11 protein-coding genes and 4 pseudogenes are annotated in these 16,633 nt (G+C 71.6%); 11 read left to right on the top strand and 4 right to left on the bottom strand.

The annotated features are described in order from the left end of the window. Positions 1-10: 10 nt before the first annotated feature. Positions 11-1,201 (top strand): glycoside hydrolase family 3 N-terminal domain-containing protein, encoded by a 1,191-nt coding sequence (locus tag QQK29_RS16835; protein WP_284301759.1) that lies wholly within the window; start codon positions 11-13, stop codon positions 1,199-1,201. A 102-nt stretch (positions 1,202-1,303) separates the two neighbouring features. Here QQK29_RS16835 and QQK29_RS16830 read toward each other — a convergent pair whose 3' ends face one another. Next, positions 1,304-2,380 (bottom strand): winged helix DNA-binding domain-containing protein, encoded by a 1,077-nt coding sequence (locus QQK29_RS16830; RefSeq protein WP_284301758.1) that lies wholly within the window; start codon positions 2,378-2,380, stop codon positions 1,304-1,306. A 90-nt stretch (positions 2,381-2,470) separates the two neighbouring features. Continuing rightward, a complete protein-coding gene (locus QQK29_RS16825) occupies positions 2,471-3,373 on the bottom strand; it encodes an App1 family protein phosphatidate phosphatase (RefSeq protein ID WP_348533896.1) in 903 nt (300 codons plus the stop codon). Between the two features lie 275 nt (positions 3,374-3,648). Between QQK29_RS16825 and QQK29_RS18850 the strand changes: the two are divergent. From QQK29_RS18850 to QQK29_RS16800, 6 genes and pseudogenes are all read left to right on the top strand, one after another. Beyond that, positions 3,649-3,753 (top strand): annotated as a pseudogene (locus tag QQK29_RS18850) (TetR/AcrR family transcriptional regulator); the annotation flags it as partial. A gap of 266 nt (positions 3,754-4,019) precedes the next feature. Further along, positions 4,020-4,238, top strand: coding sequence for a hypothetical protein (locus tag QQK29_RS16820; RefSeq protein WP_284301757.1), 219 nt, complete (start codon positions 4,020-4,022; stop codon positions 4,236-4,238). A gap of 97 nt (positions 4,239-4,335) precedes the next feature. Then, positions 4,336-5,155: pseudogene (locus QQK29_RS16815) on the top strand (ABC transporter ATP-binding protein). Then, positions 5,152-5,838, top strand: coding sequence for an ABC transporter permease (locus QQK29_RS16810; RefSeq protein WP_284301755.1), 687 nt, complete (start codon positions 5,152-5,154; stop codon positions 5,836-5,838). Before QQK29_RS16815 ends, QQK29_RS16810 begins: the two are co-directional and overlap by 4 nt. Next, positions 5,835-6,568: pseudogene (locus QQK29_RS16805) on the top strand (ABC transporter permease). The gene QQK29_RS16810 and the pseudogene QQK29_RS16805 overlap by 4 nt, the downstream one beginning before the upstream one ends. A gap of 16 nt (positions 6,569-6,584) precedes the next feature. After that, positions 6,585-7,502: an ABC transporter substrate-binding protein gene (locus tag QQK29_RS16800; protein WP_284301754.1), complete on the top strand. Its 918-nt coding sequence runs from the start codon at positions 6,585-6,587 to the stop codon at positions 7,500-7,502. Positions 7,503-7,617: 115 nt separating this feature from the next. On the opposite strand, the gene QQK29_RS16795 is transcribed toward QQK29_RS16800, so the two are convergent. Both QQK29_RS16795 and QQK29_RS18845 read right to left on the bottom strand, forming a co-directional pair. Beyond that, positions 7,618-8,307, bottom strand: coding sequence for a DedA family protein (locus tag QQK29_RS16795; RefSeq protein ID WP_284302028.1), 690 nt, complete (start codon positions 8,305-8,307; stop codon positions 7,618-7,620). Positions 8,308-8,626: 319 nt separating this feature from the next. Next, positions 8,627-9,178 (bottom strand): annotated as a pseudogene (locus QQK29_RS18845) (aminotransferase class IV); the annotation flags it as partial. On the opposite strand from QQK29_RS18845, the gene QQK29_RS16790 reads away from it, so the two are divergent. The 4 genes from QQK29_RS16790 to QQK29_RS16770 all read left to right on the top strand — a co-directional run bounded on the left by QQK29_RS16790 (position 9,147) and on the right by QQK29_RS16770 (position 16,595). Then, positions 9,147-10,577 (top strand): anthranilate synthase component I family protein, encoded by a 1,431-nt coding sequence (locus tag QQK29_RS16790; protein ID WP_488803250.1) that lies wholly within the window; start codon positions 9,147-9,149, stop codon positions 10,575-10,577. The pseudogene QQK29_RS18845 and the gene QQK29_RS16790 overlap by 32 nt on opposite strands. A 143-nt stretch (positions 10,578-10,720) precedes the next feature. After that, a complete protein-coding gene (gene leuS / locus QQK29_RS16785) occupies positions 10,721-13,282 on the top strand; it encodes a leucine--tRNA ligase (RefSeq protein WP_284301752.1) in 2,562 nt (853 codons plus the stop codon). A gap of 61 nt (positions 13,283-13,343) precedes the next feature. Beyond that, on the top strand, positions 13,344-16,226 hold the full coding sequence (locus QQK29_RS16775; protein ID WP_348533895.1) for a ComEC/Rec2 family competence protein: 2,883 nt from the start codon (positions 13,344-13,346) through the stop codon (positions 16,224-16,226). A gap of 9 nt (positions 16,227-16,235) precedes the next feature. Continuing rightward, positions 16,236-16,595 (top strand): hypothetical protein, encoded by a 360-nt coding sequence (locus QQK29_RS16770; RefSeq protein WP_284301751.1) that lies wholly within the window; start codon positions 16,236-16,238, stop codon positions 16,593-16,595. The last annotated feature ends 38 nt before the right edge of the window (positions 16,596-16,633 follow it).

Here is a 16,633-nt window from a genome sequence, read left to right as displayed (position 1 = left end):
GCCTCGACGCATGCGTGTGCGAACCGGGGCGGCAGTTGTGCTCGCCACCGCGCTCGCGCTGCTCGCTGGGTGCACGGCTGCGGCACCGCCCGTGTCGGCCGCACCGCCGCATCCGTGGGCGCCCGCCACCGACCCGGCGCCGGTGGATGCGGATGCCGCGTACGTGGAGGCGCGCCTTGCCGACATGTCGACGCTCGAACGGGCCGCGAGCGTTCTCATGATCCGGGTGCCGAGCCCCGATCCGCAGACCGCCCGTGCGGCGGTCGCGGCGTCGGGGGTGGGCGGCGTGATCCTGATGGGCGGCGACACCCAGTACTCGGTCGCGGCCTCGGCCGCGCTCACCTCGGCCCTCACGGTCGACCCGGCCCTGCCGCCGCTCACGGCGGTCGACCAGGAGGGCGGGATCGTCGCCCGGTTGCCCGATGCGGGTCCGAGCGCCCGCCAGCTCGCGAGCGAGCCCGCCGACGCGGCCCGTGCCGCCTTCGCCGCGCGCGCCGAGCTCGTGGCGTCTGCCGGCATCGACATCAACTTCGGCATCGTCGCGGATGTGACCCCCGACCCCGCCTCCTTCCTCGCGCAGCGGATCCTCGGAACGGATGCCGCATCCGCCGCCCCGCGGGTCGCCGCCGCGGTCACGGGGGAGCGCGGCATCGTGCTCTCGACCCTCAAGCACTTCCCGGGTCACGGGGGAGCGCCCGGCGACTCGCACGCCCTCATCCCGGAGACCGCGATGAGCCTCGACGAGTGGCGCGCGACGCAGGCGCCGCCTTTCCAGGCGGGTGTCGACGCGGGCGCCGAGCTCGTGATGATGGGGCACCTGCGCTACACAGCGGTCGATTCCGCACCCGCGTCGCTCTCGACCGCCTGGTACGGCATCCTGCGCGACGAGCTCGGCTTCGACGGCGTGGCCGTCACCGACGACCTGAGCATGTTGCAGGCGAGCGGCGAGGCGGCGCTCGCCGATCCGGCCGCGAACGGAGTCGCGGCGCTCGCGGCCGGTGCCGACCTGCTGCTCTACGTGGGGCCCGTCGACACGGGGGCGCTCGCGGCGCGGATCGCGGATGCCGTGGCGTCGGGCGAGATCCCGGCGCAGCGGCTCGCGGATGCGGCGCGGCGGGTGCTCGAGCTGCGTCGTTCGGTCGCCGACTCGGATGCGTCGTACGTGCGGTGCGTGGGGGTGTGTGCGGACGCGGTGTCGTGAGCGACGTCGGTTTCGAGACACCTCGCCCTGCGGGCGGCGCTCCTCGACCACCTCAGCGACCCGCTGGTTGAGGAGCCGCGGAGCGGCGTCTCGAAACCGCCCTCAGCCGATCTCGACGGGGCTCCCGAGGAACCGCCCGTACCGCCGCATCGCGGAGGCGAACCCGCGCTCGGCGACCCCCGACAGCGGCGCGAACGGGCCCGTCGTGACGCGCACCACCCGGGTCGTCCGCGTGCGCTTCCAGGTGCCCACCACCTCACCGCGCGCGACGATCGTCGGCAGGAACATGCCGTTGCCGCCCGGCACGATCGTGTCGGCGTGCTCGGGCGCGAGGGCCGCTGAGCGGTCGCCGTAGCCGAGCAGATACTCGTCGAACCCCGGAAGCGCGTGCACGCCGTCGCCGTCGGGCTCGAGCCCCGGGCGCATGAGGTATTCGACGCCGCCGAGCTCGATCGCGTCGAGCCGGTCTCGCACGCGCGCCGTCGCGTCGCGCACGAAGGTGAGTGGCAGCCCCGACCACCACGCGAGGTCGCGCAGGGTGGCGGGCCCGTGCGCGGTGAAGTAGCGCAGCGCGAGCTCCTCGGCCGCCGCATCGGGGTCGAGGCGGCGGGGTTCGGGCACGTGCTCGTCGAGCAGGGCGTACTCGGTGCGCCCGCACAGCACGACGAGGCCCGTGAAGGCGAGGTTGCCGAGCAGGTGCGACCCGCGCTGCCCCTCGACCGCGATCCCGCCGGCGGCGAACGCGGCGAGCAACTCGGCACGGTCGGCGCGCCCAGCGCCCGCAAGACGCTCGCGGGCGATCGCGGCGGCTCGAGCGAAGATGTCGGCGTCGAGCCCCAACTCCCGGTTCCGGGCCGCGGCCGATCGCAGCATGCGCTCGCCCGTGAGCGACAGCATCCATCCGAGATCCTCCGCCGCCACGAGGTGCAGCGTGCCGCGCTGCGGCCACGAGCGCACGATCGTGCCGGAGGCGTGGGTCGCCTCGACGTCGGCCTCGGTCGCCGCGCGCGTGCGGAGCCCGACCGACCACAGCGTGCCGAGGTAGTCCTGCGCCTGCATGGCGAGCATGCTGCGCACCACCTCGACGGGACTCTCGAGCGTCGGGTGCGCGATGCCCTGCGCGGCGAGGCGCAGTGCGGTGAGCAGGCGGCGGTCGCGGGGCGCGGGACGGGACGTCACGCGGTCAGTCTGCCGTGAGGCACTGACGCTGGTTTCGAGACGCCGCTGCGCGGCTCCTCAACCAGCTGGGTGGCTACGCCCGCGGCGTGTTCAGCAGTCCGAGCGCGCTGAGCGCGTCGGCCAGCTCCGCCCCGTCGACGCCGTACACCCAGGGGCGGCTCCGCCGTGCACCTCGCGCTGCGAACGGCCTCCCGCGAGCACCGCCTCACCTGGCGTCAGCTTGCGGATGGCCACGGCCGCCACCGACTCCGGGTGCGCCTCCACGAACTCGCGGTAGCGCTCCTCGTCGTGCTGCCCGTCGTCGCCCACGAGCAGCCAGCGCACGCGCGGGAACTCGGCGGCGAGCCGCGCGAGGCTCGCCTTCTTGTGCTCCTGGCCGGAGCGGAACCAGCGCTCGGGCGTCGGGCCCCAGTCGGTCAGCAGGAAGGTGCCGCGGGGGAACAGGTGCCGCGAGAGGAATCGGTTGAACGTCGGCACGATGTTCCACGCCCCGGTCGAGAGGTAGATGACGGGACTGCCGGGATGCGCGGCCGCGAGCCGGTCGTAGAGCACGGCCATGCCGGGCACGGCGCGGCGCGCGTGCTCGCCCAGCACGAAGGTGTTCCAGGCGGCGAGGAACGGATGCGGCAGCGCCGTCACCATGACGGTGTCGTCGATGTCGGAGACGAGACCGAACTCCACGTCGTCGGCGACCACGAAGACGGGCTGTTCGATCGCATCCGCACCTTCGAGGGTGAGCAGCGCGCTGCCCCAGCCGGGCGGGAGCGGCGCGTCGACCCGCGCGTCGATGACGCCGCCGCGGTCGGCGTGGATCACGTGCTCGACATCGCCGACGCGCACGTGGATCTCGGCATCGCGCACCGGGATGCTCGTGAAACTGCGCCAGCCGCGGATGTTGGTGTAGCGATCCGGGGCCCGCCGCCCGGGCTTGACGAGCACCGCGCGACCGAGCACGCGCAGCCAGCCGTCGCCTCCGTAGCCCGGGAACGGCACGATGGTGGGGATGAGTCCACGGCGCCTCCCGCGCCGCTCACGGAAGCGGTGAATCGCGTCTTCCAGACGCGCCGCAAAGTGGACCCGAGAGACCGTTTCCGCCTCGCTCGACGAGGCCTCGGCGGGGGCTCCATCGCACCAGTGTGTCACGTCGATCTTGTGGCCGATCTCGCCGCCGAACGCGTTACAATCGCCGGAACAACGAGGAGTGACCCGTGCCCGACACCCTGACCGCAGCCCGTGACATTCACGCGAGCCTGATCCGCAACGAACCGATGCAGGCTCGCAGCACCGCGCGTCTCGCGGCCCTCCTCGACGCCGCCGCAGCCGTCGTCGCCGAGATCGGCTACGAGCGTCTGACGACCGCGATGGTGGCCGAGGGCGCCGGCGCGTCGATCGGCACCGTCTACCGTTACTTTCCCGACCGGATCGCCGTGCTGCAGAGTCTCGCGGCCCGCAACGAGGAGCGCGTGACCGAGCGTCTCGTCGCCGCCGTCTCCGACGCGAAGCACGAGAACTGGGCACAGGCGCTCGAAGCGGCGTTCGAGGTCTACGTCGACTTCTTCCGCACCGAGACCGGGTTCGCCTCGCTGCGCCTCGGCGACGTGCTGGATCTGCGCCCCGGGAGACCACGCCGCGCAACAGCGTGCTCGCGGGTGCCGCGGTCGACGCCGTGGTGGCGCGTTTCGACTTCCCCGACGAGGCACGCGTGCGTCTCGCTTTCGAGGTCGCGTTCGAGGCGGCCGACGCCCTCGTGGCCCGTGCCTTCGCGCGCGATGCCGACGGTGACGCCGAGCGCCTCGAGGCGGCGCGTTCGGCCGTGCGCGCCATCCTCAGCGAGTACGTGGCCTTCCCGGAGAACTGACCCCGTTTTTTTCGTCATCTGCCAGCGTCGGAGGCTCTCCATACGCTTGGGTGGATGTGGGTCGGTCACCCCTGAGCCGACCCGGCGAGGGGCGAGCATGATCGAGTTCCGTTCGGTCACCAAGGAGTTTGCCGACGGCACCGTCGCGGTCGACGACTTCAGTCTTGTGATCCCGGCACGCAAGACGACCGTGCTGGTGGGCTCCTCCGGCAGCGGCAAGACCACCCTGCTGCGCATGATCAACCGCATGGTCGACCCGAGCTCGGGCGACATCGAGATCGACGGCGAGAGCATCCGCGACCGCGAGCCGGTGCAGTTGCGGCGCAGCATCGGCTATGTCATGCAGAACGGCGGTCTGCTGCCGCACGTCACGGTCATCGACAACGTCGCGACGGTTCCCGTGTTGACGGGGTGCGGCGCGCGGCCGCCCGCGAGCGGGCCCTCGAGCTGCTCGACACCGTCGGGCTCGACCGCTCGCTCGCCGCCCGCTATCCGAGTCAGCTCTCGGGCGGCCAGCAGCAGCGCGTCGGGGTGGCGCGGGCCCTCGCGGCCGACCCCAACATCCTGCTCATGGACGAGCCGTTCGGCGCCGTCGACCCCATCGTGCGTGCCGAACTGCAGCAGGAGACGATCCGCCTGCAGCGCGATCTCGAGAAGACCGTCGTCTTCGTCACGCACGACGTCGATGAGGCCTTCCTGCTGGGCGACCAGGTCGTGATTCTCGAGGAGGGTGCGCGCATCGCCCAGGTGGGATCGCCATCCGAGATCATCGAAGCGCCGGCGAACGACTTCGTCGCCTCCTTCATCGGCGTGGAGCGGGGGCCCGCGCGCTGCGTGCCAAGCAGACCGCGCGGGGCACGGTGCTCGTGGATGCCGTGGGCCGCACCCAGGGCGTGCTCGTCGAGGGCGGCGCATGAGCTGGGTGCTCGACAACCTCGAGCTCATCGCAGGTCTCACCCTCGACCACCTGCGGCAGAGTCTGCTGCCCATCGCGATCGGCCTGCTCATCTCGATCCCGCTCGGCTGGGTCGCCTTCCGCTTCAGGCTCACCCGCGGGCTCGTGCTCACGGTTACCGGGCTGCTCTACACGATCCCGTCGCTCGCGCTCTTCGCGATCCTGCCGAGCGTGTTCGGGGTTCTCTACATCTCCGAGGCGAATCTCGTGATCGCGCTCACGATCTATGCCGTCGCGATCATGACGCGTTCGGTCGCGGATGCCTTGGGCTCGGTCGATCCGGACGTGCGGCGGGCCGCCGTGGCGGTCGGCTACGGCCCGTGGCGGCGATTCTGGGGCGTCGAGTTCCCGCTCGCCGGCCCCGTCGTGCTCGCGGGGCTGCGGGTGACGGCCGTATCGACCATCGCGCTCGCGACCGTCGGCATCCTGATCGGCGTCGACAACCTCGGGTACCTGTTCACGAACGGGCTGCAACGCCGCATCCTCGTCGAGGTGTTCGCGGGCGTCGTCGCCGTGATGGTGATCGCGCTCGTGATCGACCTGCTGCTCGTGCTCGCGGGGCGGCTCCTCATGCCGTGGGCGCCCCGGCGCACGGCGCGCACGCCGATCGAGCGGATTCCGCTCCGAGTGGGAGGCGCGGGATGAACCTCTTCCTCGACGCGTTCGCGTGGATCTTCTCGCCCGAGCGGCTCACGGGCTCGCTGCCGCTTCCCCTCGCGATCGGCCAGCACCTGTTCTACACCTTCGTCTCGGTCGTCATCGCGGCCGCCATCGCGGTACCACTCGGCTGGTGGATCGGTCACACCGGCCGCGGGCGCGAGGTCGCGGTGGCGATCTCGGGGCCGCGCGCGCCCTGCCCTCCTTCGGCCTGCTCGTGCTGCTCGTGCTCGTCTTCGGGGTGCTGCACAAGCCGGAGGCCGCCGTCACCTCGTTCGTGCTGCTCGCGATCCCCTCGATCCTCGCGGGCGCGTATACGGGCTTCGAGGCGATCGACCGCCGGGTGATCGACGCGGGGCGCTCGATGGGCATGACCGAGTGGCAGATCCTCTGGCGCATCGAGGTGCCGCTCGGGCTGCCGCTGCTCATCGGCGGGCTGCGCTCGGCCACACTGCAGGTCGTCGCGACCGTGACGATCGCCGCCTACGTGAACCTCGGCGGTGTGGGCTACTACATCATCCAGGGCCTGCCGCTTCGGGACTTCACCCAGATCCTAGGCGGCGCGATCGTCGTGCTCGCCCTCGCGCTCGTGCTCGACGGCGTCTTCGCCATCGTGCAACACCTCGTCGTGCCGCGCGGTGTCGCCGTCGGGCGCGTATCAGAACTCCGTGAGACGCCGTCCCGGCGCCGCGCGGCGGTGGCAGCCGTCACCAAATAAGAGAAGAGAGAACAGCATGTTCACAGCACGGAACAAGGGCCGGCTCGCACTCGGTGCGGTCGTGGTTGGGGCGGCATTGGCCCTTTCAGGGTGTGCTTCCGGCGACCCGCTCGACTCGGGCAGCTCGAATCCCGGGGATGGCTCCAGCGACACCATCGTGATCGGCTCGCAGGCCTACTACTCGAACGAGATCATCGCCGAGATCTACGCCCAGGCGCTCGAGAACGCGGGCTACACCGTGGAGCGCAACTTCAACATCGGCCAGCGCGACGCCTACATCCCCGCCATCGAGAACGGATCGATCGATCTCTTCCCGGAGTACACGGGCAACCTGCTGCAGTTCTACGCGCCCGACACCACCGCGACCACCCCGGATGATGTCTACGCCGAGCTGAAGGACGCCCTGCCCGACGGGCTCACGGTGCTCGACCAGTCGCCCGCGACCGACCAGGACTCGTACAACGTCACGAAGTCCTTCGCCGATCAGTACGGGCTGACGAGCATCGCCGACCTCGCCTCGGTCGACGTTCCGGTCGTGCTCGGTGGCGCGCCCGAGCTCGAACAGCGCCCCTACGGTCCGAGCGGGCTGAAGGACCTCTACGGCGTGACCGTGCAGTTCCAGGCCACCGGCGACACGACCGTGGAAGACCTCGTCGCGGGAACCATCAACCTCGCCGACGTCTACAGCGCCGACCCTCGCATCCAGACCGATGACCTCGTGACGCTCGACGACCCCGAGGGCCTGTTCCTCGCCTCGAACGTCGTGCCGCTCGTGAACGTCGACATCGCGGACGAGATCGCGGATGTCATCAACGCCGTGAGCGCGAAGCTCACCCCCGAGGGCCTCGTCGACCTGAACGTGCAGTCGACGGTCGACCAGAAGTCGCCGTCTGACCTCGCGAAGGCGTGGCTCACGGAGCAGGGGCTCATCTAACCGCGCGCTCGCCCGCTGGTCGAGGAGTCGCCGGCGCGCTCGCCCGCTGGTCGAGGAGCCGCCGAAGGCGGCGTCTCGAGACCCCGGAGCCTCATCCCCGAGGTTCCGGGGTCTCTCAGTCCTCCGCGTCCTCGCGTGTGTTGGCGTCCCCGTCACCCGCACGCATCCAGTGACGTGCCTGCGAGCGCTCGAGCAGCTTCTTGGCGATGACGACCGCCACGACGAACACCGCGATGATCGCGACGAAGATGTAGCCGGCTCCGTGCAGGCGATCCGCGAGCTCGCGGTAGGACCCGGCCGCGAGTGCGCCCACCGACACGTAGGCGCTCGCCCAGAGCACGCACGCCGGCAGCGTCCAGGCGATGAAGCGGCGGTAGCGCATCGTGCTCATGCCGACCGTGAGCGGAACGAGCGAGTGCAGCACTGGCAGAAACCGTGAGACGAAGACGGCGATGCCGCCCCGCCGGTCGACGTAGTACTCGGCGCGTCGCCAGTTGTGCTCGCCGAGCCGCCGCCCGAGTCTCGAGTGCCGGATGCGTGGACCGAAGAAGCGCCCGAGGGCGAAACCGACCGACTCGCCGCCGAGGGCTCCGACGATCACGACCACCACGAGGGCGAGGAACTCCGCCGGGCTGTCGACGGCCGTCGCCGCGACGATCACGATGGTGTCGCCCGGCACGATGAGGCCGATGAGCACCGAGGTCTCGAGGAAGATGCCGACACCGGCGAGCAGCGTGCGCAGCACAGGGTCGACCGCTTGCACGGCGTCGAGCAGCGCGGTCAGGACGTCGTTGAACCAGTTCACGCGATGGGGCCGTCCGCCGGACCACCGGGGAGGGGCAGCATCCCGAGCCTGCCCGGGGAGCGGGCGGCGCAACGCGTCCATGCGCAGCCGCCAGCGCGAGAGTCGGCCGGGCTCCTCGGCGGTCGAGAGGGGCCCGGCGTGCCACGCGGTCACGATGCGGATGCCGTGCAGCGCGTTGGCCGCCCACACCTCGCGCCCGTCGAGGTCTTCGGGGTGCGCGCGGCGCTCCTCGACCTCGATGCCGAGTGCCGTGGCCAGGGCCACGATCGTGCGCTCGGTGATCGAGGATGCGCGGCAGCGAACGATCGACGATGCAGAGCGTGCCGCCCTCCCACCACAGGATGCTCGTGGTGGAGCCCTCGACGATGTGACCGTCGGGGCTCACGAGCACCGCCTCGTCGGCTCCGCGCCGCTGCGCCTCGGTGCGCAGGCGCACCATCGACCCGAGATCGGGTCCCTTGATGAGCGGCGCGGTGCGCGGGTCGCGCCCGGTGTGCGTCGTGAGGATCACCGACCGCTGCAGCGCGGGCGCCTCGCGCAGGCGGAACAGCAGTTGCGGCATCCCGAGTTGCTCGCGCAGTTCGACGCGCGGGAACCACGCGCCCTCACGCGGGATGCTCGCGATCGCCGCATCCCAGAACGCATCGAGGCCGTGGTCGTCGGCGCCCAGCTCGCGCACGCGGGAGCGCGGGATCGAGGTCACGAAGCGTTCGCGGTGCAGCTCGAGGCCGCGCGCGGTGCCCTGCTCGACGAGCCAGGAGTCGGCGACCTCGACGATCGCGGGCGCGACGTCGCAGTCGTCACGAGGCTCGAGTTCGCCGCGGCGCCACAACGAGGTCGTGGCCGCCGGGGCGGTGGCAGGCGCGCTCATAGGATCAGGCTATGCGTCTCCGGCTCCTGCGGCATCCGCTTGGCGACGGATTCGACGCGCGCACCGTCTTCGCCTCTCTCCACTCGAGCGGCGACGCCTTCTGGCTCGACTCGGGGCCCGGTGGCCGGGCTTTCCTCGGCACGGGGAACCGGGTGGCGCTGCCCGCGGGCGAGGTGCTGTCCACGCTGCGTCGCGAGCTCGCGGACCTGCACCTCGATGCACCGCTCGAGGGCCTCCCCTGGGCCTCGTCGGGTGGCTCGGCTACGAGCTGCGCGGCGAGACGACGGGCGCGGCGGTGCGTGTGCGGGGGCGGCATCCGGATGCGGCGTTCCTGCGGGTGGATCGGCTCGTGGCGGTCGAGGGGGACGGCTCGGCGACGCTGTTCGCGCTCGGCACCGAATGGGAGGGTGAGCTCGCGGCGTGGCGGGATCGCACCGTCTCCACGCTCGCGACGGCGGTTTCGAGGCAACTGGTTGAGGGTCCGAATGGGGATCGCGCCACTCAGCTGGTTGAGGAGCGCACCGCCGCAGGCGGTACGCGTCTCGAAACCGGCGTCGCCACCGCGCCCGTCACCGCGCCCGTCATCTGGCACGACACCCCCGCCCGCTACCTCGCCCACATCGACGCCTGCCGTGCCGCGATCCACGAGGGCGAGGCCTACCAGCTGTGCCTCACGACGGAGGCGCGCGTCGCAGGCGCTTTCGACGCCCTCGAGGTGTTCGACGCGGTGCGTGCCTCGAGCGCGACGCACCACGGCGGCATCCTGCGCATCGGCGAGACGACGCTCGTCGCCGCCTCTCCGGAGCGCTTCCTGCAGGTCACCCCGGATGGCCTCGTGCGCACGAGCCCCATCAAGGGCACCCGCCGCCGCGACCCGGTGCCCGAGCACGACGCCCGGCTGCGCGAGGAGCTCGTGGCGAGCGAGAAGGAGCGGGCCGAGAACCTCATGATCGTCGACCTCATGCGCAACGATCTCTCGCGCGTGTGCGAGCTCGGCACCGTCGCGGTGACGGGCCTGCTCGAGGTCGAGTCCTACCCGCACGTGCACCAGCTCGTCTCGACCATCGAGGGGCGGCTGCTGCCGGATGCCGGGGTCGTGGATGCGATCGCCGCGTGCTTCCCGGCGGGCTCCATGACGGGGGCGCCCAAGCTCCGCGCGATCGAGGTGCTCGACGGGCTCGAGCAGCGCGCCCGGGGACCCTACGCGGGTGCGTTCGGGTACCTCGCGGCCGACGGCTCCGCCGATCTGGCCATGACCATCCGCACGATCGTGCTCGACCCCGACGGCGCATCCGTGGGCACCGGCGGCGGCATCACTTCGGGGTCCGACCCGCGGGCCGAGCTCGACGAGGCCCGTCTCAAGGCCGCCGCCCTGCTCGATGCCCTCTCTGCCGGCTGACGCCGACCGCGCAGCGGGCGACGCGTGCCCCGCGGGTTGAGGAGCGCCGACCGCGCAGCGGGCGACGCGTCTCGAAACCAGCGCCCCTGGGAACGTTGACTACGCTGTAAAGGTTGCAGTAATGCGTGAGAGGTAGAGGGTCAGTGAGCCAGCACGAGCAGTCCGAGACGTCGGGATACGACTTCCGCCGCATCCAGGAGCGCTGGCTGCCGCTCTGGGACCAGATGAAGCCCTTCTCGACGGACACCTCCGACGACACGCGCCCCCGCAAGTACGTGCTCGACATGTTCCCGTACCCCTCGGGCGACCTGCACATGGGCCACGCCGAGGCGTATGCCTTGGGCGACATCATCGCGCGCTACTGGCGCCTGCAGGGCTTCAACGTGCTGCACCCCATCGGTTGGGACTCCTTCGGCCTGCCCGCCGAGGGCGCCGCGATCAAGCGCGGAATCGACCCGCGCGAGTGGACCTACGACAACATCGCGCAGCAGCGCAGCTCGATGCGGCGCTACGCGACGAGCTTCGACTGGGACCGCGTCATCCACACCTCCGACCCGGAGTACTACCGGTGGAACCAGTGGCTGTTCCTGAAGCTCTACGAGAAGGGCCTGGCCTACCGCAAGGCGAGCTGGGTGAACTGGTGCCCCTTCGATCAGACCGTGCTCGCGAACGAGCAGGTGGTCGACGGGCGCTGTGAGCGGTGCGACAACGTCGTGGTCAAGAAGAAGCTCACCCAGTGGTACTTCAAGATCACCGACTACGCCGACCGGCTGCTGGATGACCTGAACCAGCTCGAGGGGCGCTGGCCGAGCAAGGTCATCGCGATGCAGCGCAACTGGATCGGGCGCTCGGTGGGTGCCGACGTCGACTTCACGATCGAGGGTCGCGACGAGCCCGTCACGGTGTTCACGACGCGCCCCGACACGCTGTTCGGCGCGACCTTCATGGTCGTCGCCCCGGACTCGGAGCTGGCCGCCGAGCTGGCTGCCGGCTCGACGCCCGAGGTGCAGGTGGCGTTCGCCGACTACCTCGCCCAGGTGCAGAAGTCGACCGAGATCGAGCGCCAGGATGCGGCACGCGAGAAGACCGGCATCCCGCTGGAGCGTTACGCGATCAACCCCGTGAACGGCGAGCGCATCCCGGTGTGGACCGCCGACTACGTGCTGGCCGACTACGGGCACGGTGCGGTCATGGCCGTGCCCGCGCACGATCAGCGCGACCTCGACTTCGCGCGCACGTTCGGGCTGCCGGTGAAGGTCGTCGTCGACGTGACGGCACCCATCACGGGCGCGATTCCGGTGGTCACCCCCGAGATGCTCGAGAACCCGGATGCCGTGCGCGACCTGGCCTCGATCGACCCGTCGGTCACGGGCGAGGCGCTTGCGGGCGACGGGCGCATGATCAACTCGGGTCCGCTCGACGGGCTCAGCAAGCAGCACGCCATCCGTCGCGTGATCGAGCTGCTAGAAGAGGCCGGCACCGGCCGTGCCGCCAAGACCTACCGGCTGCGCGACTGGCTGATCTCCCGCCAGCGCTACTGGGGCACCCCGATCCCGATCCTGCACACCGACGACGGCCGCGAGATCCCGGTCGACGAGTCGGAGCTGCCGGTGGCCCTGCCGCCGTCGGAAGGCCTCGACCTGCAGCCGAAGGGCACCTCGCCGCTGGGGGCCGCATCCGACTGGGTGAACGTGACGCTGCCCGACGGCACCGTCGCCCGCCGCGATCCCGACACGATGGACACCTTCGTCGACAGCTCGTGGTACTTCCTGCGGTTCCTGTCGCCGAACGATGAGGATCAGGCCTTCGACACCGCGATGGCCGAGAAGTGGGCCCCCGTCGACCAGTACGTGGGCGGCGTGACGCACGCGATCCTGCACCTGCTCTATGCGCGCTTTATCACGAAGGTGCTGTTCGACCTGGGCTATGTGAACTTCACGGAGCCCTTCTCGGCACTGCTCAACCAGGGCATGGTGCTCATGGACGGCTCGGCCATGTCGAAGAGCCGCGGCAATCTCGTGCGGCTCTCCGACCAGCTCGACGAGTTCGGTGTCGACGCGGTGCGCCTCACGATGGCGTTCGCGGGTCCTCCCGAAGACGACATCGACTGGGCGGATGTGTCGCCCGCCGGGTCGGCGAAGTTCCTGGCGCGCGCGTGGCGCGTGGCGAACGATGTGACCTCGGAGCCCGGTGTCGCGTTCGGCTCGGGGGATGTCGCCCTGCGCCGCGCGACGCACCACCTGCTCGCGGACGTGCCGGGGCTGGTCGAGTCGTTCAAGTTCAACGTGCTCGTGGCGCGGCTCATGGAGCACGTCAACGTGATGCGCAAGGCGATCGACTCGGGCGTCGGCGGGGCTGACCCCGCGGTGCGGGAGGCCGCCGAGGTGCTCGCGATCCTGCTGTCGCTGTTCTCGCCGTACACGGCCGAGGACATGTGGGCGACACTCGGACACGAGCCGACGGTGGCGCTGCAGACCCTGCCGAAGGCCGACCCGCGACTGCTCGTCGAGGAGTCGGTGACCGCGATCGTGCAGGTCGACGGCAAGGTGCGCGATCGGCTCGAGGTGTCGCCGCAGATCGCGCCCGACGAGCTCGAGGCGCTCGCACGTGCCTCGGATGCCGTGCAGCGTGCGGTCGGCGCGCGCGAGGTGGTGAACGTCATCGTGCGTGCCCCTCGTGTCGTCAACATCGCGACCCGCCGCTAGTACTCCACCGATCGGCATCCGTGCCCCCTCGGGGTCGGGCGCGCCCGCCTAGCCTTCCCAGGTGAGCGCCCGCCCCGACCCCGGCACCTCCCGCGCCCGGGTGCGACGTGGGGTCGGGGCGGCGCTCATCGTGCTGCTCGCGGGGGCGGCAATCGCCGTGTTCATCACGGTGGTGACGCCTCGTGGCGCCGAGCGGGAACTGGTGTCGTCCTCGCCGCCGAGCGACGCGGGACCGGTCGTCGGTGCGACCTCGCCCATCTTCGTGCACGTGCTCGGCGAGGTCGCGCGGCCCGGGCTCTACGAGCTGCGCGAGGGCGATCGGGTCGTGGATGCGATCGCGGCCGCGGGAGGCATGACGGACGCGGCCGATCAGGGCGGAGTGAACCTCGCCCGGCCGTTGAGCGACGGGGAGCAGTTCGCGGTGCCCGCCATCGGGGAGGCGGTGGCGTCGGCGCCCGGCACGGCTGCCGATGGCCGCGTCGATCTCAACACCGCCGACGCCGCAACCCTCGAGACTCTGCCGCGCATCGGCCCCGCGATGGCGCAGCGCATCATCGACTGGCGGGAGACCAACGGTCCGATCAGCTCGGTCGACGATCTGCTGGCCGTGAGCGGCATCGGCTCCAAGACTGTCGAGGCCCTGCGCCCCTGGTGGTGCAGGGTGGGTGAGGAGCGGCGCTCCGACCTCCGTCTCCTGCCCGCGGCGCTCGCCGCCTGGGCCACGGGCGGCGTGCTCATCGGCCTCGCCCCCGACGCGCCGCTCGGCGTCGTGGCAGCCATCCTCTGGGCCGCCGCCGCCCTCTCGGTGGTGGCCGCGACCGGGCTCCGCTTCCTCGTCGCGGCCTCGATCGCGCTCACCGCAGCCGCACTGGTCGCAACCGTGGTCGCCACGCAGGCTCCCGCGCGCACGCCTTCCGCCTTCGTCGACGCGGCGGGCGGTGCGTCCGTCGAACTCGAGGTCACCGCGACGGGTGGCCTGCGCGAGGGTCGCCTGCCGGGGCGCGCGGTGCTGAGCGACGCGCCGGGGGCGGGGGCGGCATCCGTGCTGCTGTTCCTCGAGTCGGCGGCGGCTCCGCAGCTCGGCGAGACCTGGCGCGTGCGTGCCCGGGTGGTCACGGCCGAGCCCGGCGACGAGATCGCGTTCCTCGCCTTCGCAGAGGGGGATGCGACGCGGGTCGGGCGCGCGCCTCCGGCGTTGGTCGCGGCCTCGGCGCTGCGAGCCGGCCTCGTCGCAGTAAGTGAGCAGCTGCCGGGCGACGGCGCGCGTCTACTGCCGGGCCTCGCGGTGGGTGACACGAGCCGGGTCGACGAGCCCTTGGATGCCGCGATGAAGGCGGCATCCCTCACCCACCTGACCGCGGTATCCGGTGCCAACTGCGTGCTCGTGACGGGGGCGGCTTTCGCACTGTGCGCCCTCATCGGGCTTTCGCGAGCGTGGCGCGTGGCGGTGTCGCTCGCCGCGCTCGGCGGCTTCGTGGTGCTCGTGACACCCGAGCCGAGCGTGCTGCGGGCGGCGGTGATGGGCGGCATCGTGCTGCTCGCCTTCGCCCTCGGGCGCGGCGCGCGCGGGGTGCCGGCTCTGTGTCTCGCCGTGATCGTGCTGCTGGTGGTCGACCCCTGGCTCGCGCGATCGTATGGCTTCGCGCTTTCGGTGCTCGCGACGGCGGGACTGCTGCTGCTCGCCGGGCCCCTCGCGGTCGTGCTCGGGCGGTGGATGCCGCGGCCGCTCGCGCTCGCCCTCGCCGTGCCGACAGCGGCGCAGCTCGCGTGCCAGCCGGTGTTGTTGCTGCTCAGCCCGACGCTGCCGCTGTGGGGAGTGCCCGCGAACCTGCTGGCGGGCCCCGCTGCACCTCTCGCGACTGTGGTGGGGCTCGTCGCGTGTCTCGTGGCGCCCCTCTCGCCGCCGCTCGCGCAGGGGTTCGCCGCGATCGCCTGGCTTCCCGCGTCGTGGGTCGCCGCGGTCGCCAGCGTCGCATCCGAGCTGCCGGGCGCGCGCCTGCCGTGGCCGGGTGACCTGGTCGGGGTGCTCGTGCTGGTCGCGTTGAGCGTGGCGACCCTCGCCGCGGTGCTGGGCCCGCCCGGCTCACGGCTGCGCCGGATCGCCGCCGGGGTCGTGTGCGTCGGGATGCTGGGCTACCTCGGGGCGGTCGCCGGCATCCGCATCGCGGCCATCGCCTCGCGCCCCGCCGACTGGCAGTACGCCATGTGCGACGTCGGTCAGGGCGATGCGACGCTCGTCCGCTCCGAGGGCGTCGTGGCGCTCGTCGACACCGGACCCGACCCCGCACTGCTCGCCGCCTGTCTCGACGACCTCGGCATCGCGCACATCGACCTGCTCGTGCTCACCCACTACGACCATGACCACGTCGGAGGAACGGATGCCGTGCTCGGCCGGGTCGACATCGCCCTCGTCGGTCCGGTGGGGGAGAGCGACGACGAGCGGCTGCGTGACGAGTTGCGCGCGGGCGGCGCCCAGCTGGTGCAGGGGCAGGAGGGCATGTCGGGGCGCATCGGTGCACTCGAGTGGCAGACGCTCTGGCCGCCACCGCGCGGTGTCGAGCCGGGCAATCCGGCGAGCGTCACGCTGCTGACGACCCCCGGCGTCGGATGCGACGCATGCCTCAGCGCGCTCCTGCTGGGCGATCTCGATGAGGAGTCGCAGCAGCGCATGTCGAGCCTCGCGCACCCGCCGTCGGTCGATGTGCTGAAGGTCGCGCACCACGGCTCCCGCGACTTCAGCGAGCAGCTCTACGCGCGTGCGGCGGCATCCGTGGGTCTCATCGGCGTGGGTGCCGACAACGACTACGGCCACCCGACCGACCGCGCGCTGGAGGCGCTCTCCGCATCCGGCACCGCCGCGTTCCGCACCGACCTCGACGGCCTCATCCTGGTGGCCCCGCCCGCCGAGCCGGGCGACCCGCCGCGGGTCTGGACGGCTCGCTAGGGTGGCCCCATGACGGAAGCGGGTTCGCCTCGCGTCGCGGTGCCGATGCGGTCGTGGCTGCTCACGGCCCTCGCTGTGCTGCTCGCGGCGGCGTCTCTCGTGCTCATCTGGGCGGTGGCGGTTCCCCTCGGCCCAGAGGTCTGCACGGCGATCTACCCGCCGGCGCGCAATTGTTTCGAATCAGATCGCGCAGCGATGGGAACCCTCGTGACGGTTCTCGTCGTCGTGCTTGCCGTCGCGACCACGATCATCGCGCTCCTCGCACGCACTCCGGGTTTTGGTCGCATCGCGGTCGTGGGAGTCGTTCTCCTCGCGGTGAGTCTCCTGCTCTCCTATCCCCTTGTCGCCTGGATTCCCGCTCTGGCCTGACCGCTGTGCCGTTCCTCGGCGTGCTCGCCTGGTTCGTC

The sequence above is a fragment of the Homoserinibacter gongjuensis genome, assembly GCF_030161875.1.
Lineage (GTDB): Bacteria > Actinomycetota > Actinomycetes > Actinomycetales > Microbacteriaceae > Homoserinibacter > Homoserinibacter gongjuensis.
The sequence above is the reverse complement of the archived record's forward strand: the minus strand, read 5'-3'. Positions and strand labels throughout refer to the sequence as shown.

Coding starts and splice junctions, on each gene's coding strand:
- QQK29_RS16800 (WP_284301754.1), top strand. CDS start 6,585: ATGTTCACAGCACGGAACAAGGGCCGGCTCGCACTCGGTGCGGTCGTG.
- QQK29_RS16770 (WP_284301751.1), top strand. CDS start 16,236: ATGACGGAAGCGGGTTCGCCTCGCGTCGCGGTGCCGATGCGGTCGTGG.
- QQK29_RS16810 (WP_284301755.1), top strand. CDS start 5,152: ATGAGCTGGGTGCTCGACAACCTCGAGCTCATCGCAGGTCTCACCCTC.
- QQK29_RS16835 (WP_284301759.1), top strand. CDS start 11: ATGCGTGTGCGAACCGGGGCGGCAGTTGTGCTCGCCACCGCGCTCGCG.